The following is a 20,143-nucleotide window of genomic DNA, read 5'->3' as shown; positions in this document are numbered from 1 at the left end:
TCTCGTCGAAGTCCTTGAGCTTGGACTTGAGGTATTCCACCGTGTCGCGGAGCTGTCTGAGCCACTTGTCTCCCGGTATGTCCCTCCTGACTCCTCCGGGAACTGTGTAGATGTGGTAGACCCTTCCACCTGTGAGCTCCTCGAAGAGGCGCATGAACCTCTCACGATAGGCAGCGGCCCACTGACCAGCTGTATATAGGCCTATCTCGTTTCCAAAGCCCATTATCCAGAACATCCACGAGCTGAGCCTCGCCATCTCAAGTACCGTTGTCCTTATCCATATCGCCCTCTCCGGCACTTCCCAGCCGACTATCTCATCAACGGCCATCGAGTAAATGTTCTCGGGAACATCACTCTCAGGGACGCAGATGCGGAGGAGTAAAGCTATGTTGGTGAAGTAGGGTCTCTGCTCCGCTAACTTCTCAAAGCCTCTGTGGAGAAAGCCGGGGTTCACTATCGCCTTCTCAATCCTGTTGCCGTCCATCTTCAGGATTATGCTGAAGTTCTCGGTTGCCATGTGCTGTGGGCCGAAGAACAGCTCGTAGGTATCCTTGGCTATAGGATGGAGGTACATGTCATGCCCCTTTGCCTCTTCCCTAAGCTCCTTTGGGACTTCCAAATTCGCCATGAGCATCACCTCATATCACGTAATACGTCTTACTCTCGTCGTACCTGTCGAAGTCGTCTCCGTAGATCGCCTTCACGTAGGGAATGAGGTTGAAGTCCTTCCTGAGCGGGTGCTTCTCGTATTCCCTCGGCTCGAGGATAAAGGGCCCTAATCTCGGGTTGCCCTCAAAGACTATCCCGAAGAACTCGTGAGCTTCCCTCTCGTAGGTCTCGGCCACCGGCCAGATGTCCATCACTGTCGGGAGCTTTGCATCTTCCCTTGGAATCCTCGTTCTTACGAAGGCGTGGACGCTCTCACTCACGCTCCAGAGCTGATAGACGATTTCAAACTGCCCCTCCTTGAGCCAGTCTACGATGCTTATCTGCATGAGCATCTCAAAGGTTTCGCTGGCGAGCTCAAGGAAGTCGTGTATTCTCTCTGCCGGGACGTTAAACTCCACCCTTCTCTCGCGCCTGACGTTGCCTTCCACGTATGGGGCCTTCTCGATAAGCGCCTTAACGAGCTTCCCCTCCCTCGTGTCTGGAAGCTTGGTTTCCTCAACTTGTTCGGCGTTCTCAACTTTCTCAGTGACCTTCTTCTCGTTCATATCCATGCCAACCACCTCTTAGCTTCTTTCTCGCGCCAGCCCTCACCGAACAGTTTATCCTGATTCTTCCGGTAGTACTCGTAGTTCTCCCTATAGCGCTTCCAGCCGTTGGCTTCGCCGCTCTCTATTTTGCGCATTATCTCCATTATGCCGTCCATAACCGCTTCAGGCCTCGGCATACAGCCTGCTATCGCAACGTCAACCGGGATGTACTTGTCGAGCTGTTTGACAACGTTGTAGGAATCCCAGTAGACGCCGCCGTTTATCGGGCAGGAACCGTGGGCCAGGACGTATTTGGGATCCTGCATCATCTCATAGGTGACGATTATCCTCTTGAGGGTCTTCGGCGTAACATAGCCCGTAATGAGGAAGAGGTCGGCCATTCTCGGGGCGGGGTTGGGCATTATGCCAAAGCGCTCGAAGTCATAGCGGGCAGTAGCCAGTGGTGGTATCTCTATGCCACCGCAACCGGTACAGAAGGCCACTATCCAGAGGCTTTTCTTCCTGGCCCACTTAAACAGGGGTTCGAAGAGCTTGAACTCCTGGAGCTCATAGTTTATGAAACCTTCATTCTCGCCCATTCACACCACCTCACATTGTTAGGAGCACGGCTACTATTCCTATTATCGTCGGCCACTTCCAGAAGAACTTCGCGGCCTGGTCGATGGTGAAGCGCGGGTAGATGCTGGCAACGAATATCGCTATGAAGAGCACCAACAGCTGCTTCAGGAAGAGGTCGAGGAGGTTGCTTGCACCGCCGAGGAAGAGCACCGCGAAGAAGGCCGTCTCCGCGAAGAGTTGGATTGCGTGCTGTGTGAAGAGTATAGCTGCCTGCTTGCCGCCGTACTCCACCATGGGGCCCATCGAAATTTCCGCCGGGGCTGTGATTATGTCAAAGGGCTCAAGGCCCAGAAGGGCCTGAAAGACTATGTCAAAGACTATGAAAGCTAAAGCGAGCGCTGGAACGGTTATGCTCCATCCCTGGAGTTGCTGGAGTGCCACCAGCTGACTGAGCTTGAAAGTGCCCCAGTGCTGGACGAGCGCTATTATCGCCAGACCGTAGGGAAGCTGCATGGCGACCATGGTGAGCAGACCACGCTGGACACCCAAACCGGAGTACGGGTTTCCAGAGCTCATCGCACCGAGCATTATCCCGAGCATCGGCACCTCAAGGAGGTAAGCGACGACGATTAAGTCGGCGTTGTTGCTGAAGAGCTGGAAGTTGCCCATGGGTATGAAGAGGAGCGCCGTTATGCTCGCTCCAAGGGCAAACACCGGCCCGAAGTCGTAGATGAAGCCGTGGCTGACGCTCTCCTTCTTGCCGAGTAGCTTGAGCGTGTCTATTATTGGCTGGTATATCGGGGGCCCTATCCTCCTCTGTATTCTAGCCATAGCCTTCCTTTCTATTCCCATGAAGATAAAGCCAATGAAGGTCGCATAGATGAGCATCCCTATGGCCTCAAGCACAAGCTTCCACGCGAACATTCACAGCACCCCCCACAGCGCTAAGATTAGGAGCACTATCGTCAGATACCACGAATAGCTCTGGGCGTTCCCATTGTAGAAGCCTTCCCTGAGCCAGTCCGCAAAGTCTTCCGTGAGGTTCGCCAGCCTCTCGTAGAAGCGGTCCCAGCTGTACTTGAGCCAGAAGCCGAGGGCTTCCGCTAAAGGTCTGTAGAAGTTCTTCCTCATGCTGAGGTTGTATTCCTCGGTCACCGGGTTACCTGACTGGTAGGTGTTGATTACGGGTATTTTCCTCGTCTTGGCACCGTAGATGTATATGAGACCTGCTATGCTCAGGCCGAATATGAGGATGACCGTGACGAGCAGGGCATTGTAGGTTCCTGTTGGCGTGACGAGCCTGAAGTAGTTTCCGCCGACTATGGTGTCCCCGAAGAGCCTGTTGAAGTAGCCCGTGACCAGTCCAGGGGCTATTCCGAAGACCAGGTTTGGTATCGCCAGGATGACCATTCCGATGAGGAGCGGGAGAGGTGCCTCCTTAACATCGTCAAGGTCGCTCGGCCTCTGACCAAACCATACTGCGTAGAGGAACCTCACGACGTAGGCGAAGGCCAGTCCGCTGCCAAGGAATATTGCACCTGCAACAAGGGGCATGTGGGCGCTTATAGCTGCCTCGTAGAGGAGCCACTTGCTCGCGAAGCCTGCCATCGGCGGAATACCAGCCAGGCTGAGAACCGCTATGAGCCCCATGGTGAAGGTTATCGGCATCTTCTCGGCCAGACCACCAAGATCCTCAAAGCGGGTCTTGCCGGTTCTGAGGATTATCGCAGCGGTGACCAGCCAGAAGAGACTCTTGAATATAGCATGGCTGAGGACGTGGAAGAGGGCTCCGGCAAAGCCCAGTCCCGTCCCAATGCCGAGACCGAGGAGGATGTAACCGACCTGACCGACCGACGAGTAGGCGAAGAGCTTCCTGATGTCCTCTTGGAGCACCGCCAGAAAGCTCGCAACGACGACGGTTATGGCACCTATCCAAGCCAGTATGTAGGCGAAGACCAGGTGGTTGTTGAAAACGCCGAGAGCCGTGTAGAGCTTTGCCCCCATGAGGATGTAGAGAAGGACGAAACCATAAACTCCAGCCTTGCTGAGGGCACCGCTGAAGAAGGCCGTATAGCTCTGGTCGTTCTCGCTGTAGGCACCGGGTGCCCAGACGTGGAGCGGAACTGCACCGGCTTTAACGCCAAAGGTGATGAGGAACAGCGTGTATATCAGGGCCGTCTCCCCCCTGCTTATAGAGCCGACCATCGCATCGAGCCGGAGGGCCTTCTGTACCGTGTTGAAGTCAAGTGCCCCTGTCTTGGCGTAGATTATACCTATCGCTACCAGCATCGAGTAGGCACCGATGATGCTGAGCACGAAGTACTTCAGGGACTCATGCCTGTTCCTCTTCAGGACCATCATGAAGCTCCCAAAGGTCATGAGCTCCCAGAACAGGAAGAAGCCCACGAAGTCAGAGCTGAGGAAAACACCAAGGACTCCGGTAAAGCTTATGAGGGCGAAGAGCCAGTCATAGGAGCTCTTTGATGTACTGGCCATGCCGAAGGCCATTGCAATACCCACGATTGATGCAATCACCGCAAAGTACCACGTGAGCATGGTCAGGTGGAAGCCGAGGGTAAAGCCACCAACTGTGAGGCTGTAGGTGATGGACTCGCTCGTCACTGTGCTGTAGTAATACGCCAGCACTCCTATCGGGATGGAGGCGCCAATTATGCCTATTACCTCGCGGATCACCTTAAAGTCAAGGAGCCACGCCAGGAAGCCCGCTATGAGCGGTGCGAAGAGCATTACCATCAGCAGGTTCATGCTCCCACCCCCATGAGTGGAACGTTTTTGATGTACTGGGCGACATTGAAGATGTCGTTACCGGCCTTCTGCGAGAGGCTCCAGGCGTAGTTCGGGTAGATGCCTATTGCCACAATGATGGCTATCAGGAGCAGCATTATCGCCACCAGAGGAGCACTCTCCCTGAGTCTCTCGCCCTCTCCGGTGAACCATATCGCATGCACCAGCCTGAAGTAATAGACCGCCTCCACGACGCTCGCGCCCAGCACTAAGGCAGCCGCCCATGCGTAGCCTGCATCGACCGTTGCGAGGATTATCCTCAGTTTACTCCAGAAGATGTTGAAGAGCGGTATCCCCACTGCGGACATTGATCCCACTGTTACCCCAAGGGCCGTCAGTGGCATCCTCTTCCCGAGGCCACGGAAGTTCTCAATTTCGGCTCCTCCTAGCTGTACCGCCACGTAGCCGACGCCGAGGAAGAGGAGAACCTTTATGATAGCGTGGTTGATCATCTGGAAGACTCCCGCGTCAACACCGGCCTGAGTTCCAAGGGCGAAGGCGAGTCCTATCAGACCAACCTGGCTTACCGAGGAGTAGGCTATCATCCTTTTGACGTTCCTCTGCCTCAGGGCCGAGAACTCGGCAACGATAACAGTTAAGGTCGCCATCGCTATTAGCAGGTGGAGGATATTTTTCCATGTCCCAACAGCGCTCATCAGGTAGAGTATCCTGGCGAGGGCGTAGATGCCGGCCTTTACCACGAAGGCTGAGAACATTGCGGTAACCGGGTGAGGCGCTGCCTGATAAGCGTCGGGCGCCCACGCGTTCAGCGGGAAGAGTTCGGCCTCGACGGCTAAGCCGAATATTACCAAAGCCAGGGCAACCTGAGCAACGGTCGGGTTTATGTTGCCGGCCAGCTGGGCTATCTGGGCCATGTTGAGCGTCCCCGTGGCGCCGTAGATGAGGGCGACGCCTATCAGGAAGAAGCTCGAACCTATGCCCCCAAGAACCATATATTTCAGTGAAGCCTCGGCCGCTTCACCCGTCTTGTTGTAGGCTGTGAGGGCGTAGGCCGTTATTGCGGTTATCTCCATGAAGACGAAGAGGTTGAATATATCCCCGGTCGCTATCATACCGGTCGCTCCCAGCATCAGGAGGAGGAAGAGCATGGCGTACTTGTCGATTGGCTCAACCTTCACCGCCCTGAAGTTGAAGACTGCCATCAGGAAACTCACGAGGGCAACTATGAGGACGAAGAGTGCCGCGAAGGGGCCTATGTAGAGGTCTATGCCAACGGGTGGCCTCCAGCCCCCGGCCATGACTATTATCGGTTTCCCTGTGGTGTAGACCTCCTCAAAGACCCAAGTTGCTATGCCCGCCTGTATTGCCGTTATTATGAGCACGTAGGTCTTTATGGCCTTTTCCCCAAGCCCCTTCATCAGGGGGACGAAGAACGCGGTTATGAGGGGTATGGCTATGAGGAGCGAAGCGTACTGCACGTTCATCCTCTCAACCTCCTTATCTCCTCAACGTTGAGGGTGCCATACTTCTGGTAGAGGATTATCGCAACGCTAAGGGCCATGGCAGTCGTCGCAACCCCTATGACTATGGCCGTTAGAACGAGCGCCTGGGGAATCGGGTCAACCGCCTGGTTCGGTCCTATCCCCTCGCTCAGTATTGGTGCACTCCTTCCGTAGATGTAGCCTATGCTTACGAGGAGCAGGTTCACGCCGGTCTCCATTATGCTCAGGCCGATGAGCATCTTGAGGACGTTCTTTTTCACGAGGACGGCGTAGAGGCCTATTAGGACAAGTGAAATGGCGCCGAAGTAGTAGGCGCTGATCATTCTCTCACCTCCTCTCTGAGCATGTTGTCGATGATTCCGCTCAGCTCCGTGCCAACCTTGATGCCTATGATAGTGTAGATTACCGGAATGAAGCCACCACTGAGGATTCTACCGACGTTGTTGACGCCGAAGTGCCACGTCTGCCATATCCAGTCGAAGAGGAAGTAGCCACCTATGGCGAGACCTATGAGGGCGACGATGACATAGCTCATCCCGGCTACGCCCTCGGTGTTCTCAAAGGCCCTGCGGGGTATCTCGTACATTGTGTATGCCATGTAGAGCAGGAGGAATGCCGTTGCTATCGTAGCTCCTCCTGGGAAGCCCCCACCCGGGGTCAGGTGTCCGTGGATGAATATGTATGCACCGAAGAGGATCACAAAAGGTGTAAGGAGCCTTATACCAGTCTTCAGGACTATTGAACCCTCGGTCTTTGCAGTCCTCTCCCTCCTCTTCGCCCAGAGGAGTGCACCGACACCAGTCGAGGCTATGAACAGAACTGTGACCTCACCGAGCGTATCGAAACCACGGTAGTTGACAACAACCGCGGTCACGGCATTTATGGCGCCGGTCTGACGGATGACGTTGTCGAGGTAGTATTTGCCGACGAGCATCTTGTCCTGCCCGAAGGGAATGCCTGAGAGACCCTGGGCGAGCCAATAGCCTATTATGAGGAGCATTATTACCGCAAGGGAGCGCTTGAGTATGCTCACCATCTTATCCACCACCCGGGCCTTTCTTCTTCCTCGCTCTCAAAGCGCTGGGTTCTCTTTATGGCGAATATGAAAACTGCACCGCTCAGAGCAGCGCCTATCGCAGCCTCGGTCATCGCAACGTCCGGGGCTTGGAGCATCAGGTAGAGTATTGAGGCGAACAGGCTTACCGCCGCCATGCCCACCGCCGCTGCCAGGAGGTCGCGCCATTCGACGGCGAAGATGGCAGATAGTATCATGACACCAATCAAAATGTACTCAATGCATACAAGGCAGTTCATTCGCTCACCTCCTCATCAGGGGACTTCTCGGCGAGGTGCTCAGCGTATTTATCCACAACGCTCCCGTGCCAGAGTGGGATCCCACGCTTGTAAGCTGCTCTTATGAGAGTGTGGGCACTTATCGGATTCGTCAGGAGGATGAAACCCGCGACCGCTGTCGTCTGGACAATCCATGCCCATGACATTCCATTACCGACCGCCCAGATGCCCGTGCCGATGACGACTCCTAGGGAGCCGAGGGTCGCGCTCTTCGTCGATGTCTGCATCCTGTTGTAAACGTCCGGCATCCTGATAAGTCCCAGCGTCGAGAGGAAGTAGAAGAACGTCCCTATGAGGACAAGGGCCTCACCGAGTGCTGAGAGTGCGTTCATAGGCCTCCCTCCAGGTACCTTGCAAAGGCTATAACCCCACCGAAAGCAAGCAGGGCGTAAACCAAAGCAACGCTGATGTATATCATCCTGCCGTAGTAGAGGGCGAAGAGAACCAGCAGGCCCGTGGTTATGGTCGTCATTATGTCAACTGCAACGAGCCTGTCAATGGTCGTTGGCCCCCTAAAGACCCTGTAGGTGCTGAGAAGTGTTGCTATCGCTATCAACGCGAGGTAGATGTTTATCCCTATCATCCGAAGATCACCCTCAGGAACTTTTCAAAGGGCTGGGTTATATACCTGGAGGCATTCTTAACGTGCTCCTCATCGGTCTTGGCCTTCAGGACATCGTCCTGAACCCATATCCAGTGAATGAAGTAGCTGTCCCCATCGACATCGAGGGTTATGGTTCCCGGCGTTAGGGTTATTGAGTTTGCCAGGGAGAGCTTTCCGGTGTCACTCTCAAGAACTGTCCTGCACTTCACTATGCCCGGCCTTATCGGCCTCTTCGGATGGAGGACGCGGTATGCAACATCGAGGTTCGCCATTATCATTGCCCATAGGAAGTAGGGGAGGTAAGCTATGGCGTAGGCGACCCTCTTGGGATGCAGGTTTGCCAGACCGGCCTTGGTGAAGACATCGTAGGTTAGAGCCGCAACTATCAGGGATATCACGAAGCCCGTTGCGAGCTCCTGTGTGTCCAGGCTCGCCGTTAGAAGGAGCCATATACCAAACAACACGATTACAGTGTACGCGAACTTGCTGGCACGACTTGCTTCTTCCATATCCAACCCTCCGGAGGTTATGGCATCATCCAGAGCAGTGACTATTGACCCTTCTTAACCACGATTTATAAACCTTACCAGTAAAACAGGACGGTTTAGAACTTTTGGTTAAAATGAGAGCACCTAATTTGTCCCATAGTCTAAAAAAGTGGCCATCAGAGCCCTTTTTCCACGAGAGGGCAACAAAGGTATTTGGAAAGAAGGACGGAAAACGCAAAAAAATTCGAGTCAGTAAATGGATATCCTCTTAACACCCTCAAGCTTCGAGAGTTCGTTGATGAGGTCTCCCGGTATCGGCTTCTCAGTGATTATCGTCAATGTTGCCTCTGGATAAAGCTCCGGATCCTCAGCGACGACCTGAACAACGTTTATTTCGCGCTCCGCTATCTTCTGGGCGATCTTCGCGAGTATCCCTATAGCCCTCGGCTCCGGCTCGATCTCGATGACACCATAGCCGACGTGCCTGCCGACATACTTCATATGAACGGTCGGCTCAAGGTTCATGTAAATCTCCTTCAGCTCCGGTATCTTCAGTATCATGCCAACGGTCTCCTTGACGACCCTCCTATCAACGTCAAGGGCCTTGGCTATCTTGGTGTACGGAACCTCTATGTTACCGGCCTTTATCTTCATGTCCTCTGAAACCCTGAGGCCGTACTTTAGTAGGGCCTTGGCTATCTGTTTTCTAACAGGATATTCATCAAAGTAATGTTCTATCTTGCCCCACATACCCTACCACCCAGTTAAGTTCATCAATAGACTCTTTAAGCCAATGGTATTAAAATGTTTCCATGTCCACATGCCTTCAAGGAGGCCATCCTTAAAAGCTTTCTCGCCCCATTTAGATGGATGTTTTATCCATAAGGCGGTTTTTTAAGTCCAGCTCCCCCACGCACCAACATGATTGAGCTCAGGCTCCCACACTCAAAGTTCGAGGATTTGGACGAGAAGTTCAGACTTGTCTGGCGCGAGACGCTCTACGCGGATTTTGACAAGCGCGAACTGGAGAGGGCAATAAGGAAGAAGTTCAGAATCTCTCCTGAGATAAGCGCCCGCAACGGTGCGCTAATTATCAACACCGACAACGAGAAGGTCGAGAGCTATGTGGCACTGTACATCCAGAACAACCTTGGAGGCCTTCTCAGAAACCGCTACACGCGGAGAAAGGTCATCTACATCCATGAAGGCCTTGACGTTCCGCTCCTCGGCTACAACGCCTTTGGTTTGATAGACAGGGGGACGAACCTCATTCAAGTAAGGGGGGTTAGTGGTTGCAACCTCAGCTGCATCTTCTGCTCGGTCGATGAGGGCCCATATTCAAGAACAAGAAAGCTCGACTACGTCGTTGACATAGACTACCTCATGAAGTGGTTCGACGACGTGGCGGGGGTAAAGGGCAGGGGGCTTGAGGCCCACTTAGACGGCCAAGGAGAGCCCCTAATTTACCCCTTCAGGGTCGAGCTCGTTCAGGCTCTTCGCGAGCACCCGAACGTCTCCGTCATCTCGATGCAGAGCAACGGGACGCTCCTGACTGACAAACTTGTAGAGGAGCTGGCGGAAGCGGGACTGGACAGGGTGAACCTTTCCATTCACTCCCTCGACCCGGGGAAGGCCAAGATGCTTATGGGGATGAAAAGCTACGACCTAGAGCACGTCCTTGATATGGCGGAGGCTCTGGTCAATGCTGGAATAGATGTCCTAATCGCCCCGGTCATAATATTCGGAATCAATGATGACGAAGCGGAAGCTTTCATAGAGTTCGCGCGAAAGATTGGCGCGGGAAAGCGCTGGCCTGCCCTGGGCTTCCAGAACTACATCCCCTACAAGTTCGGCAGAAACCCGGTGATAGCAAAGGTAAAGCCCTTTAAGGAGTTTTACACCTGGCTGAGGGCCCTTGAAAAGAAAACGGGCATGAAGCCCTTGGTTTTGAAGCCGAATCACTTCGGAATGGAAAAGAGGGAGTTCATTCCGCTGGCCTTCAGGCCGGGAGAGGTCGTTAAGGCTGAGGTTGTTTTACCGGGGAGGATAGAGGGCGAGATGCTGGCCAAGGCCAAGAAGAGGCTCATTGAAGTGGTCGGCACGAAGGCCGAAATCGGGGACAGGATAAGGGTAAGAATCGTAAGGACGAGGCACGGGATTTACATAGGGACTGAGGTCTGAAAAAACATTTTAAGATAATAATCTCAACTTACACTGGTGGTTGGATTGAGGAGGTTCTCCATCGTGCTCGCCATCCTGCTCAGCCTCGGCCTTATAATCGGCGGTGCAATCACAGGGGAAAGCTACGTGGGCTCTAACTGCTCCGGGGAGAGCCAGAACTCATTCTCTCATCTCCCTGTTCAGGAGGAGGCCTTGAAAGACGTGCCCGAGAATGGGGACGTTGTCTACATAGCGGTTTACGCAGATGGGGATTTCAAGAAGGCAATAGCCAATGCCCTCAGCGAGGTGGTTAGAAGACACGGACTCAAACCGGTGCTCGTCGATAACTACAGAAAATACGACCTCAAGGGCAGGTTTGTCGTTGCTTTCTTCCCGGTGGAGGGAACCAGCAAGGGGTTCCTCTCTAGGGAGGTCTGGCTTTCCGGGATACTCTACTACTCCTACCCCGGCGATGTCGAAACGATATTCAACTCGACCCTAAGGTATTCACTCTCGGAGTCATCAATAGATGAGTATGCATCCAGGATATGCCAAACCTCCGAAGAGAGGGCGGTAAAGGAGGGCTTCAGGAAGAACGAGTGTGCTGTGGCCTACTGGTGGAACCTGAAGGCGAAGGTCGGCATCCTGAGGAAAGGAGACCCCTACGAGTTGATTGCAGAGGAGGTTTCTTCCGCCCTTGGAAACATGCTGGCCTCTAAATGAACCTTGAGCTTTTTATCCTCAGTTTTTCCCTCTCGTACAGCCCGAGGAGTATCTCGACTATCCTTTCTCCAGCTTTGCCGTCCCCAAAGGGGTTCTCCGCCTCTCTCATCCTCCTGTAGAAGTTCCGATCACTGAGGAGCAGGTCGAGGTAGTGGAGAACCCTTCCCTTTTCAAGGCCAACGAGGACATTGCCACCGGCCTTGACCGTCTCTGGCCTCTCGGTGTTGTAGCGGAGGGTCAGGCAGGGGACGTTGAGTATTATCGCCTCCTCCTGAACGCCACCGGAGTCCGTCATCACAGCGAAGGCGTTCTTTTCAAGCTTGAGGAAGTCGAGGTAGCCGAGGGGTTTGGTCACTATGAGGTGCTCAATCGAGGCAACCCTCTCCCAGAGGTCAAACTCATTGAGCCTTCTCCTCGTCCTCGGATGCATTGGGTAAACCGCCCTCATTGGGAGGGACTCCAGTATCTCGACGAGCCTGCTCAGGTTCTCCTTGCTGTCGGTGTTCTCCGCCCTGTGGGCGGTTATTAGGATGTATTCCCCCGACTTGAGGGAAAGCCTCTCCAGGATGTCGCTCTTCCTTTCCGCGACTACCGAGTTCTGAAGAACTGCATCCACTATCGTGTTGCCGGTCACGTAGACGTTCTCGGTTATGCCTTCCCTTTCGAGATTTTTTCTGGCTTCCTCAGTGGGCGGAAACAGAACGTCACTCGCGTGATCAGCCAAGATCCTGTTTATTTCCTCAGGCATGGTTCGGTCAAAGCTCCTTAATCCGGCTTCAACGTGCGCAACCGGAATTTTGAGCTTAACACTCGCCAAAGCCCCAGCAAGAACCGTGTTGGTGTCTCCCTGGACTATAGTAACGTCTGGCTCCTCCTCCATGAGAACTTTCTCTATCTCTATCATTGCTTTCCCAGTCTGCTCCGCCTGAGTTCCGGAGCCAACCTCAAGGTGATAATCAATGGGAGGCAGTTCAAGCTCCCTGAGGAAGACGCTGCTCATTTCGTAGTCGTAGTGCTGGCCGGTGTGAATCAGGAGTGGTCTAACCCCTCTCTCCAGGAAACTCCTTATCACGGGGGCGAGCTTTATCATTTCGGGCCTCGTGCCGAAGACCAGCGCGGGCTTCAAAGGTCGCCCCTCCCAATCCCCTTGAAGAGGAAACCCCTCGGGGGCCTCTCGACGACGTGTCTCCCGTCAACGAGTATTCTCGTGCGCATGAGCCTTCCGACTTCCCCCCAGTTGATCTCCTTGAAAACTGAATGGTCCGTCGCTATAACTACGGCATCGGCCCCATTAAGGGCCCCCTCAATGTTGCCTGCAGTTCCGCCAACGAAGGGGTCGTAGGTTCTCACCTCAGCGACGTCGTCCTTTATAGCCTCCACAAAGGCCAGGGCCGGAGAGTTCCTGGTGTCGTCGCTGTTGCCCTTATAGGCCAGGCCAAGGACTGCCACAACGGCTTTCTCAGGCGGGACGTTCAGCTCTCTAAGGGCCGAAAAGAGGAGATCCTTGGTGAAGAGGGGCATCGAGTCGTTTATTTCCCTCGCGAGCTTTATCAGACCGAAGTCCTCCTTGGCAGGCCAGAGGAGCAGGTGGGGATCCTTCGGGAGGCAGTGCCCACCGACACCTATGCCTGGTGTGTGTATTCTAACCCTTGGGTGGGTGTTGGCCAGTTCAATTGCCTCAAAGACGTTCACACCGTACTGATGGGCGAGAAAGGCGAACTCGTTTGCTAAGGCTATGTTTACATCGCGGAAGGTGTTCTCCATGAGCTTGACGACCTCGCTAACGGTTGAGCTGGTCTTGAACACCCTCCCCCTGACAAAGGCTCGATACAGCTCCTCCGCCAGCTCGGCGCTCTCGGGGGTTATGCCACCGAATATGCGCGAGTTGTAAACCAGCTCCTTAAAGATTCTACCCGGCATGACCCTCTCGGGCGCGTGAACCATATAGAAGTCCCTTCCTGCCTTCATTCCGATAATCCTCTCTATCCTCTCGGCCATTCTGATGGTGGTCATTGGGGGCACGGTGCTCTCTATGACGACAAGTGAGCCTTTCCTCATAGACATGGCAACAGTATCTACCGCATCCTCCAAGTAGCTCAGATCGGGCGATCCCCCGGCCTTCAGTGGCGTCTGGACGCATATTATGTAGGCATCCTTGCCCTTTATTTCCGCTGGGTTCGGCGTGGCCCTCAGGTTCCCGGACTTTATAGCCCTGTTCAGGAGGGTGTTTATCTCGGGCTCGGAGATGTGGGCCTTTCCAGCGTTTATCTTCTCAACAACCTCCTTTCTGATTTCATAGCCGACGACCTTCAGGCCAGAGTTCGCGAACATTATCGCCGTTGGAAGGCCGATGTAGCCAAGGCCTATCACCGCTATTTCCCTGAACTCCATGTTCCCACCGAGCATCCTTGGAAAAGGCCAATAAAAGCCTTTTCCAGAAAACGGTTTTTGAAAGCTTGAAATCCAGCTTCAAAGGTTTGGAAAAGGAAAAAGCTATTGGAATGCTGTGAGAAGTCTGAATGTTTTTCAGGGGGTATATATGTGTTACTTAATCAAAAGAAAGCGTTAGAAACAGTTTTGAGCTAAGAAAGCTCGTTAGAAACTCCGAAAAAAACCCTTTTACAACCGTTTTTTGGAAACCCTTATATTGGACAATATCGTCCATTGAAGCGGTGGGTGGGATGAAGGTATGGGTTGACATAACGAACGCTCCTCACGTTCACTTCTTCAAGGGTGTAATAAGGGAACTCGAAAAGACTGACCACGAGGTTATCATCACCACGAGAGAATTTGACGGACTTACGGGCATCTTAGACATGTTCGGCTTCGACTACTACGTTGTCGGCAAGCACGGCGGTGCCACCCTGGAGGGCAAGCTTTTAGCCAGCGCCGAGAGGGTCTACAAGCTCTCCAGACTTATAATCGAGGAAAAACCCGATATGGCCATCTACAAGCACTCGGTTGAAGCCCCAAGGGTTGCCTTCGGCCTCGGAATACCGAGCATAGGCTTCGTCGACAACGAGACGGCCGTTGCCCAGAACAAGCTCTTCCTTCCGCTCACCAAGCTGGTCCTCTACCCAAAGGCGATAGACGCCTACGACCTCATCAGGTGCGGGGCCGATCCAAACGGTATAAAGACCGTCAACGGCTTCTCCGAATTGGCCCACCTCTACGGCTTTCGGCCCGAGAAAAGAGTTCTCAGAGAACTCGGGCTGAAGAGGAACGGATACATAGTTATGCGCACAGAGCCAGTCAAGGCCAACTACTTCAACGGGCCGGAGAAGAGCGTTCTTGAGGACATCATACCCCTCCTGCCAGAGATCCCCATCGTGCTGTTTCCAAGAACAGGGGAGCAGAGGAAGCGCTTTGAGCGCTTTAACAACGTGATAATGCCGGAAAAACCCGTTGACAGTCTCAGCTTACTCTACTACGCAAGGCTCATGATAGGGGCAGGCGGGACGATGAACCGGGAGGCGATAGCCCTGGGGACGCCGACGATATCAACGTACCCGGGCAGACTGCTCGCCGTCACCAAATGGCTCGTCGAGCTGGGAGTTGAGTTCCACTCCACGGATCCATATGAGGTCGCCCGGGTCGCGGAGAGACTGATTGATGACCAGAAGAGCTTCCGCACATACGTTAGAGGGGTTATCTCCGGCCTCGAAAATCCCATGGAAACAATCCTAAAGGAGATAGAAACCTACGAAACTGAAGGAACCTTCGAGGTCTCATCCGAGGCCGGCAACCTTGGGGGTTACGTAAGCCTCTATGAACGCCGCAATTAAGAGGAGAATAAGGGTGAGCAGGTAAAGCCTCAGTGCAGCCTTTCCACCCTTTTTGAAGCCTTCACTGGCTTCTTCGGCTTCCCTTATCATCCTGTACCACTCAAGCCCGGCAGCACCCGCGAGAAGAAAGCCGGGGATTTCAAAGATGCCGTGGGGAGCAAGCCCAAGGAACAGCTTCTTCGCTGAAAAGCCTACCAAGGAGAAGAAACCCGAGACGATGCCAACAACTACGCCGTTGAGGCCTACCATGAGCCAGGGCCCGATGCCGAAGAACAAGCCTGAAAGGAGAACCATCAGGGCAACCATTGAGTTGTGGACGAATATCCTGAGGAAGTTCTCAAAGGGATCCGGAGATAGGGGGCCTATCTCCCGGGCTAGCCTGCCCACGAAGGCACCCGCGTTTTGCGGGTTCGAATAGGCATAGACAATCCCGGCGAACAGGCCCAGAAGGAAGATGACCGAGAGGTAAAGGAAATATCTCCAGACCCGCTTCACGTCATTCACCCTTGATGGCCTTCTTGAGGGCTATCTTGAAGTCCTCAACGTTTACAAAGGGCATTTCGACATCCATCCTCACTGCGAAGAACTCATCCATAAGCACCTCAAGCTCCTCAACCCTATGGCCTTCAAGGGTTTCCTCAAGCTCGTGGATGGTCTCCTCAGGATGGATGAAGAAGTCCCCTGTTATCTTGACATGCCTGGCAACACCGTTCTCCTCATCGAACTCAATCCTTACGAGACCCTTCCTAGCTTTGTGCTCACCCACGTGGTGGTTCATACTTATCCCCTCTGCAAGCTCTCGGGAGAACTTTTTAAAGGTTGGGTTAAAGTGGGTGCGGTGGTGAAGGTGGCCTATAGGGAGATTCAGGAAAGGGCGAGGCTAGCTCTCAGAGAGGCCCTAGGGGTCATGCTCAGCGAACAGGGAAAGAACTGGGAGGGCGAGATAACCTTCGACGACACTCCAAGTCCTGAACTGGGTGACTTCGGAACGGCAGTTGCTTTCCAGCTCGCGAGGGTCTTCAGGAGAGCACCGAAGCTCATAGCCGACGAACTGGTTGGGAAAATAAAGAAGAGCCTTCCAGAGGGGATACTCGAGGTCAAGGCCGTCAACGGCTACATCAACTTCTACGTTGAATACTCCTACTTTGGACGGATCCTCGTGGAGGAAATCCTTGAGAAAGGAGAATCCTACGGTGAGAGTGGGGTCGGTAAAGGAAAAAAGGTCATCGTCGAGCACACCTCAGTTAACCCGACCAAACCGCTCCACATGGGGCACGCTAGGAACGCGGTTCTGGGAGACACTATGGCGAGGATAATGCGCAGGCTCGGCTACACCGTCGAGGTGCAGAACTACGTAGACGACCTCGGGGTTCAGTTCGCGCAGGTTCTGTGGGGATACATAAACCTGAGGGAGGAGTTTGAGAGGATAAAGGCCCAACTGGGAGAGAAGAACCTGAAGGAGGACTTCATAGACCACGTCATGGGCCTGCTCTACGTCGAGGTGAACAGGCAACTTGAGGAGAACCCAGGGCTCGATGGGGAGATCCGCGAGCTGATGAAGAAGCTCGAAGAGGGGGATAACAAGACAGCAAAACTCGGCAGGGAGTTAGCCGAGAGGGTCGTTAGGGCCCAGATGCTGACTACATACCGCATGGGCATTGCCTACGACCTCCTGAGCTGGGAGAGCGACATAATGAGGAGCGGTATCTTCAGCGAGGCCTACACACTCATAGAGGGGAACGAAAACTTCTTCTGGGCGAAGGAGGGGAAGTACAAAGGAGCCTTCGTGATGGATCTCAGGAGACTGTTCCCCGACATGAAGAACCCGTTCCTCGTCCTCAAGAGGAGTGACGGGACTGCCACATATACTGGCAAAGACATAGCCTACCACCTCTGGAAGTTCGGCAAGGTAAAGGCTGACATGCTCTACAGACCCTGGGACAAACGGAAGAACCACGAGACCTGGACAACGGCTCCCGATGGAGAGAAGATCCCTGGAAGGTTTGGGAGGGCAGACGTGGTCATAAACGTGATAGGGCGGGAACAGAAGCATCCACAGATGGCTGTAAAGTACGCCCTTCAGTTGCTCGGCTTTGAAGAGAGCGCAAAAAACTTCCACCACTTGGCTTACGAGCACGTCGTCAGGGAAGAGGGCAAATTCTCGGGCAGGAAGGGTACGTGGGTCGGCTTCACCGTCGATGAAGTACTGAACGAGGCAGTACAGAGGGCCAAGGAATTAGTCGAGCAGAAGAACCCGGGTTTAAGCGATGCTGAGAAGGACAAAATAGCCGAGGCCGTTGGGGTTGGTGCCGTCCGCTACAACCTCGCCAAGTACAGCCCGGACAAGGTAATCACCTTCCGCTGGGATGATGTACTCAACTTCGAGGGGGAGAGCGCACCCTACCTCCAGTACGCCCACGCGCGCTGTGCCTCCATCATAAGAAAGGCCGAGGAGATAGAGATTGAAACCGACTGGAAAGCCCTCCTTGAGAAGGCCGACTTCTCGAAGCTCACCAACCGCGAGAAGGAGCTGATAAAGCTCCTCGCCAAGTTCCCTGAGATTCTCCAGCAGGCCGGCAGGGACATCAAACCCCACCTGATTCCGGCCTATCTCAATGAGCTCGCCTCGCTATTCAATAGGTTCTACATGGATCACCCCGTGCTCAAGGCCGAGGAGGGAATCAGGGAGGAGAGGCTGCTCCTAGTTTTAGCGGTCAAACAGGTTCTGAAGAACGGGCTTGAGATTCTAGGCATAGCAGCCCCGGAGAGGATGTGAGCTACTCCCTCAACACTTTTTCCACAACGGGATCTATGAGACGGTACTTCCCATTTTCCTTGGTTATCCATCCCATTTTTTCTAGGTTCCTCAAAAGCTCGCTTAGTCTCGCGTTTGTTACTGGGCCCGCTTTGGCCTCCACGTAGTCCTTAATGGAACTCCAACTGGTCAGTCCTATAGCAATCGCCATGAGGATGAGTGAATACCTCCCGCTCCTCTTTTCCAGTTCTTTCAGTTCTTCCCTCATGACCGCCCTTGCTTTCCTCATGGTCATCCCAAGGGCTTCTTCGAAGCTTCCTTTCTTCCAGTAGTGGAAGCCGAACTCGACCAGCCAGCCGGGAATTCCATCGAGTTCCTCAACGGCGGCTTCTATTTCTCCCTCGGGGACACTCATGTCAACTTCTCAAAGCCCCTCCTGAGGAACTCCCTGGAAAGTTCCCTGGTGAACGGCTTGACTTCAACCTCCTCATATATCCTTCCGTAGAGCGGGCTGGAGTAGTCGTTGAGACCCAGGAAGTCATGGAGGAGGCGCTCGGAGACCATCACTGAATCCTGTACCTCAGGATTGCCCCGAGGCCACCAAAGGCCTTGTAGAACTGCTGGCCCTCCTCGGTGTCGAGGGAGATTATTTCAACGTTCGAGCCCGCTTCCTCTGCCATCTTTATGAACTCTTCAGCCACATCCCACTTCTCGAAGGTGAGGTTCTGACTGCCGCACCTCGGACAGTGGGTGAGCTTCTTCCTGTAAACGTGAAACTCCCCCTCGCTCATCGTCTTCAGCTCTTCCCAGCCGCAGTTATTGCACTTCACCCTCACGCGAACCTTGTCGTAGCCTTCACTTATGAGGAGCGTGTCAACCGCGCCGAGCTCAAGGGCTCTCCTTACTTCCTTCTCCCCATAGGTTATCATCCCCGTGTCCTTGACAAGGTGCCTGAAGAACTCCTGGATGAGCTTCTTTTCCTTAACAGCCTCGTGATCCTTCAGGATATCGCTGGCCTTTTCAACTAGCTCCCTGAGGCCGTACTCACCGCTGTAGCTTATATCAACGACGCCGATGATCTTCTTCCTCAACTCGTGGTGGAGGTAATCACCCTCTATGAACTCCTCCTTGGTCGGGCCCGGACCACCTATGATTATGCCCTTCAGCTCACCCTTGTCAAGGAGCGGAAGGAAGGCCTTGTTGGCGTGCTCGCCAATCCTTTTCATGAACTCGTGGGTTTCCTGCTCGCGAATCCTCTCGTAACGCCTCGCCGACTGACCTCCAGCTCGGGTCTTTCCGGGGACGTTGGAGGTCAGCTCGTCGATTACCTCTATTCTCTTCCCGCGGAGCAAACCGATGGTCGCCTCGTTCTTCTCGACCGTGATGAGGCCGTAGGCGTCTTTAACGCGGAGCATCTCCTCCAGGGGCTCGGTCACGAAGGTCTGGTCACATCGGTAGAGCCTGACGTTAAGGGGCTCGGGAGGAACTATCGCCCAGAGCTTTATGTCGCTAACCCCCTCCTGCTCGCTCACGTTTCCGACGAAGAGAGCCAAGCCGTTCTCTGGGGTTTGTTTGTAGAGCTTGAGGTGTTGCATTGCCCTTTCAAGGGCACCAAGGACGTTCTTTCGAGTCGACTTGCTCTTGATGTTCTGAGCCGTTCCATACTCCTCTCGCAACTGCTGCATAACCTTGTTTATGTCGTATCTCGCTGGAATGTAGAGGCTGACGAGCTCTGTTGCGCGACCTCGATAGCTTTTGAGTTCTTCAACCTTCTTTTTGAGCTCGTACATCTCAGCTGACTTGTGAGACATGAACATCACCCCTTTCTCTTCCCATTTCTGGGTCGAAGGGGCCCTTATAAAAGTTTGGCGTTAGAGGAGGTGCAGAACCGAGAGGAGTACCAGTAGGAACACCCCCACAACACCTCCAACTGCCAGGATTAGGAGGGTGAGAGGATTTATCGGCACGTGGGTTATGCCGAGGAAGTTGAGCAAGCCCACGATGAGCAGTCCAGCTATTGCATTAACGGCGAGCCATCTCAGTACTGCCAGCGTTAACTTTAGTATCAACCATCCGACACCGATGATGAGGAGCAAAATATTATTCAGGCAGGAACTCCAGCATTTGCTCACCTCAGAGCTTTTCGAGTGTTTCCTTGGCAATCTGACCGAGGGAAACCCACTTCTTGCCCTCGAACGGGAGGACGACCTTGTCCTCAACTCCCGTGAGTTC

The 20,143-nt window shown here is 53.9% G+C and carries 24 protein-coding genes and 1 pseudogene; 4 read left to right on the top strand and 21 right to left on the bottom strand.

Features of this window, described 5'->3' with window-relative positions; translation table 11 throughout:
* From MVD07_RS08070 to MVD07_RS08010, 13 genes and pseudogenes are all read right to left on the bottom strand, one after another.
* A pseudogene (locus MVD07_RS08070) lies at positions 1-628 on the bottom strand (NADH-quinone oxidoreductase subunit D); the annotation flags it as partial.
* 10 nt (positions 629-638) lie between these two features.
* Positions 639-1,220 carry an NADH-quinone oxidoreductase subunit C gene (locus tag MVD07_RS08065; protein WP_297500601.1) on the bottom strand — a complete coding sequence of 194 codons (582 nt, stop codon included), beginning with the start codon at positions 1,218-1,220 and terminating at the stop codon, positions 639-641.
* A complete protein-coding gene (locus MVD07_RS08060; protein ID WP_297500598.1) occupies positions 1,211-1,795 on the bottom strand; it encodes an NADH-quinone oxidoreductase subunit B in 585 nt (194 codons plus the stop codon). Before MVD07_RS08060 ends, MVD07_RS08065 begins: the two co-directional genes overlap by 10 nt.
* 10 nt (positions 1,796-1,805) lie before the next feature.
* On the bottom strand, positions 1,806-2,699 hold the full coding sequence (locus MVD07_RS08055; protein ID WP_297500595.1) for a respiratory chain complex I subunit 1 family protein: 894 nt from the start codon (positions 2,697-2,699) through the stop codon (positions 1,806-1,808).
* Positions 2,700-4,541 (bottom strand): proton-conducting transporter membrane subunit, encoded by a 1,842-nt coding sequence (locus MVD07_RS08050; RefSeq protein ID WP_297500592.1) that lies wholly within the window; start codon positions 4,539-4,541, stop codon positions 2,700-2,702. It abuts the gene before it with no gap.
* On the bottom strand, positions 4,538-6,025 hold the full coding sequence (locus tag MVD07_RS08045; protein WP_297500590.1) for a proton-conducting transporter membrane subunit: 1,488 nt from the start codon (positions 6,023-6,025) through the stop codon (positions 4,538-4,540). The genes MVD07_RS08050 and MVD07_RS08045 overlap by 4 nt, the downstream gene beginning before the upstream one ends.
* On the bottom strand, positions 6,022-6,366 hold the full coding sequence (locus tag MVD07_RS08040) for an NADH-quinone oxidoreductase subunit K (protein WP_297500587.1): 345 nt from the start codon (positions 6,364-6,366) through the stop codon (positions 6,022-6,024). Before MVD07_RS08040 ends, MVD07_RS08045 begins: the two co-directional genes overlap by 4 nt.
* Positions 6,363-7,070 (bottom strand): Na(+)/H(+) antiporter subunit B, encoded by a 708-nt coding sequence (locus MVD07_RS08035; RefSeq protein WP_297500612.1) that lies wholly within the window; start codon positions 7,068-7,070, stop codon positions 6,363-6,365. The genes MVD07_RS08040 and MVD07_RS08035 overlap by 4 nt, the downstream gene beginning before the upstream one ends.
* A gap of 2 nt (positions 7,071-7,072) precedes the next feature.
* Entirely contained in the window at positions 7,073-7,357 is a 285-nt protein-coding gene (locus MVD07_RS08030) for a DUF4040 domain-containing protein (RefSeq protein WP_297500584.1), read from the bottom strand.
* Positions 7,354-7,728, bottom strand: coding sequence for a monovalent cation/H(+) antiporter subunit G (gene mnhG, locus MVD07_RS08025; RefSeq protein WP_297500581.1), 375 nt, complete (start codon positions 7,726-7,728; stop codon positions 7,354-7,356). Before mnhG ends, MVD07_RS08030 begins: the two co-directional genes overlap by 4 nt.
* Positions 7,725-7,979, bottom strand: coding sequence for a monovalent cation/H+ antiporter complex subunit F (locus MVD07_RS08020; RefSeq protein WP_297500577.1), 255 nt, complete (start codon positions 7,977-7,979; stop codon positions 7,725-7,727). The genes mnhG and MVD07_RS08020 overlap by 4 nt, the downstream gene beginning before the upstream one ends.
* Positions 7,976-8,509: a Na+/H+ antiporter subunit E gene (locus MVD07_RS08015; RefSeq protein WP_297500575.1), complete on the bottom strand. Its 534-nt coding sequence runs from the start codon at positions 8,507-8,509 to the stop codon at positions 7,976-7,978. Before MVD07_RS08015 ends, MVD07_RS08020 begins: the two co-directional genes overlap by 4 nt.
* A 228-nt stretch (positions 8,510-8,737) precedes the next feature.
* A complete protein-coding gene (locus tag MVD07_RS08010; RefSeq protein WP_297500572.1) occupies positions 8,738-9,238 on the bottom strand; it encodes a regulator in 501 nt (166 codons plus the stop codon).
* A gap of 171 nt (positions 9,239-9,409) precedes the next feature.
* Between MVD07_RS08010 and MVD07_RS08005 the strand changes: the two genes are divergently transcribed.
* Together MVD07_RS08005 and MVD07_RS08000 are read left to right on the top strand one after the other, a co-directional pair.
* A complete protein-coding gene (locus MVD07_RS08005) occupies positions 9,410-10,669 on the top strand; it encodes a radical SAM protein (protein ID WP_297500569.1) in 1,260 nt (419 codons plus the stop codon).
* A 36-nt stretch (positions 10,670-10,705) separates the two neighbouring features.
* Positions 10,706-11,371, top strand: coding sequence for a hypothetical protein (locus tag MVD07_RS08000; RefSeq protein ID WP_297500566.1), 666 nt, complete (start codon positions 10,706-10,708; stop codon positions 11,369-11,371).
* On the opposite strand, the gene wecB is transcribed toward MVD07_RS08000, so the two are convergent.
* Positions 11,364-12,497, bottom strand: a complete 1,134-nt coding sequence (gene wecB, locus MVD07_RS07995; RefSeq protein ID WP_297500563.1) for a UDP-N-acetylglucosamine 2-epimerase (non-hydrolyzing) — start codon at positions 12,495-12,497, stop codon at positions 11,364-11,366. The two genes, MVD07_RS08000 and wecB, sit on opposite strands and share 8 nt — an antisense overlap.
* Complete coding sequence (locus MVD07_RS07990; protein ID WP_297500560.1) at positions 12,494-13,777, bottom strand: UDP-N-acetyl-D-mannosamine dehydrogenase; 1,284 nt, start codon at positions 13,775-13,777, stop codon at positions 12,494-12,496. Before MVD07_RS07990 ends, wecB begins: the two co-directional genes overlap by 4 nt.
* A 275-nt stretch (positions 13,778-14,052) precedes the next feature.
* On the opposite strand from MVD07_RS07990, the gene MVD07_RS07985 reads away from it, so the two are divergent.
* Entirely contained in the window at positions 14,053-15,156 is a 1,104-nt protein-coding gene (locus MVD07_RS07985) for a DUF354 domain-containing protein (RefSeq protein WP_297500609.1), read from the top strand.
* Here MVD07_RS07985 and MVD07_RS07980 read toward each other — a convergent pair.
* Together MVD07_RS07980 and MVD07_RS07975 are read right to left on the bottom strand one after the other, a co-directional pair.
* Positions 15,100-15,651, bottom strand: a complete 552-nt coding sequence (locus tag MVD07_RS07980) for a stage II sporulation protein M (protein WP_297500557.1) — start codon at positions 15,649-15,651, stop codon at positions 15,100-15,102. The genes MVD07_RS07985 and MVD07_RS07980 overlap by 57 nt on opposite strands.
* A 1-nt stretch (position 15,652) precedes the next feature.
* Positions 15,653-15,934 carry a lipoate protein ligase C-terminal domain-containing protein gene (locus MVD07_RS07975; protein ID WP_297500554.1) on the bottom strand — a complete coding sequence of 94 codons (282 nt, stop codon included), beginning with the start codon at positions 15,932-15,934 and terminating at the stop codon, positions 15,653-15,655.
* A 69-nt stretch (positions 15,935-16,003) separates the two neighbouring features.
* On the opposite strand from MVD07_RS07975, the gene MVD07_RS07970 reads away from it, so the two are divergent.
* A complete protein-coding gene (locus MVD07_RS07970) occupies positions 16,004-17,932 on the top strand; it encodes an arginine--tRNA ligase (RefSeq protein ID WP_297500606.1) in 1,929 nt (642 codons plus the stop codon).
* 1 nt (position 17,933) lies between these two features.
* On the opposite strand, the gene MVD07_RS07965 is transcribed toward MVD07_RS07970, so the two are convergent.
* From MVD07_RS07965 to MVD07_RS07950, 4 genes are read right to left on the bottom strand one after another with little or no spacing between them, the layout of a single operon-like run.
* A complete protein-coding gene (locus MVD07_RS07965; RefSeq protein ID WP_297500551.1) occupies positions 17,934-18,326 on the bottom strand; it encodes an ATP-binding protein in 393 nt (130 codons plus the stop codon).
* Complete coding sequence (locus MVD07_RS07960) at positions 18,323-18,475, bottom strand: hypothetical protein (protein ID WP_297500548.1); 153 nt, start codon at positions 18,473-18,475, stop codon at positions 18,323-18,325. Before MVD07_RS07960 ends, MVD07_RS07965 begins: the two co-directional genes overlap by 4 nt.
* Complete coding sequence (prf1, locus tag MVD07_RS07955) at positions 18,475-19,722, bottom strand: peptide chain release factor aRF-1 (RefSeq protein ID WP_297500604.1); 1,248 nt, start codon at positions 19,720-19,722, stop codon at positions 18,475-18,477. Before prf1 ends, MVD07_RS07960 begins: the two co-directional genes overlap by 1 nt.
* 60 nt (positions 19,723-19,782) lie before the next feature.
* Positions 19,783-20,043: a pro-sigmaK processing inhibitor BofA family protein gene (locus MVD07_RS07950; protein ID WP_297500545.1), complete on the bottom strand. Its 261-nt coding sequence runs from the start codon at positions 20,041-20,043 to the stop codon at positions 19,783-19,785.
* Between the last annotated feature and the right edge of the window lie 100 nt (positions 20,044-20,143).

Source organism: Thermococcus sp. (assembly GCF_027008145.1).
In the GTDB taxonomy this organism is placed as follows: domain Archaea; phylum Methanobacteriota_B; class Thermococci; order Thermococcales; family Thermococcaceae; genus Thermococcus.
Note: the sequence above shows the minus strand (reverse complement) of the source record. Positions and strands in the feature narration are given on the sequence as shown.

Excerpts from the sequence above, each read along its gene's own strand:
- MVD07_RS08060 (WP_297500598.1), bottom strand. The coding sequence starts at position 1,795 with ATGGGCGAGAATGAAGGTTTCATAAACTATGAGCTCCAGGAGTTCAAG.
- MVD07_RS07985 (WP_297500609.1), top strand. The coding sequence starts at position 14,053 with ATGAAGGTATGGGTTGACATAACGAACGCTCCTCACGTTCACTTCTTC.
- MVD07_RS08005 (WP_297500569.1), top strand. The coding sequence starts at position 9,410 with ATGATTGAGCTCAGGCTCCCACACTCAAAGTTCGAGGATTTGGACGAG.
- MVD07_RS08020 (WP_297500577.1), bottom strand. The coding sequence starts at position 7,979 with ATGATAGGGATAAACATCTACCTCGCGTTGATAGCGATAGCAACACTT.
- MVD07_RS08065 (WP_297500601.1), bottom strand. The coding sequence starts at position 1,220 with ATGGATATGAACGAGAAGAAGGTCACTGAGAAAGTTGAGAACGCCGAA.
- MVD07_RS07975 (WP_297500554.1), bottom strand. The coding sequence starts at position 15,934 with ATGAACCACCACGTGGGTGAGCACAAAGCTAGGAAGGGTCTCGTAAGG.
- prf1 (WP_297500604.1), bottom strand. The coding sequence starts at position 19,722 with ATGTCTCACAAGTCAGCTGAGATGTACGAGCTCAAAAAGAAGGTTGAA.
- MVD07_RS07990 (WP_297500560.1), bottom strand. The coding sequence starts at position 13,777 with ATGCTCGGTGGGAACATGGAGTTCAGGGAAATAGCGGTGATAGGCCTT.
- mnhG (WP_297500581.1), bottom strand. The coding sequence starts at position 7,728 with ATGAACGCACTCTCAGCACTCGGTGAGGCCCTTGTCCTCATAGGGACG.
- MVD07_RS08050 (WP_297500592.1), bottom strand. The coding sequence starts at position 4,541 with ATGAACCTGCTGATGGTAATGCTCTTCGCACCGCTCATAGCGGGCTTC.
- MVD07_RS07960 (WP_297500548.1), bottom strand. The coding sequence starts at position 18,475 with ATGGTCTCCGAGCGCCTCCTCCATGACTTCCTGGGTCTCAACGACTAC.
- MVD07_RS07965 (WP_297500551.1), bottom strand. The coding sequence starts at position 18,326 with ATGAGTGTCCCCGAGGGAGAAATAGAAGCCGCCGTTGAGGAACTCGAT.
- MVD07_RS08030 (WP_297500584.1), bottom strand. The coding sequence starts at position 7,357 with ATGAACTGCCTTGTATGCATTGAGTACATTTTGATTGGTGTCATGATA.
- MVD07_RS08055 (WP_297500595.1), bottom strand. The coding sequence starts at position 2,699 with ATGTTCGCGTGGAAGCTTGTGCTTGAGGCCATAGGGATGCTCATCTAT.
- MVD07_RS08015 (WP_297500575.1), bottom strand. The coding sequence starts at position 8,509 with ATGGAAGAAGCAAGTCGTGCCAGCAAGTTCGCGTACACTGTAATCGTG.
- MVD07_RS08010 (WP_297500572.1), bottom strand. The coding sequence starts at position 9,238 with ATGTGGGGCAAGATAGAACATTACTTTGATGAATATCCTGTTAGAAAA.
- MVD07_RS08045 (WP_297500590.1), bottom strand. The coding sequence starts at position 6,025 with ATGAACGTGCAGTACGCTTCGCTCCTCATAGCCATACCCCTCATAACC.
- MVD07_RS08040 (WP_297500587.1), bottom strand. The coding sequence starts at position 6,366 with ATGATCAGCGCCTACTACTTCGGCGCCATTTCACTTGTCCTAATAGGC.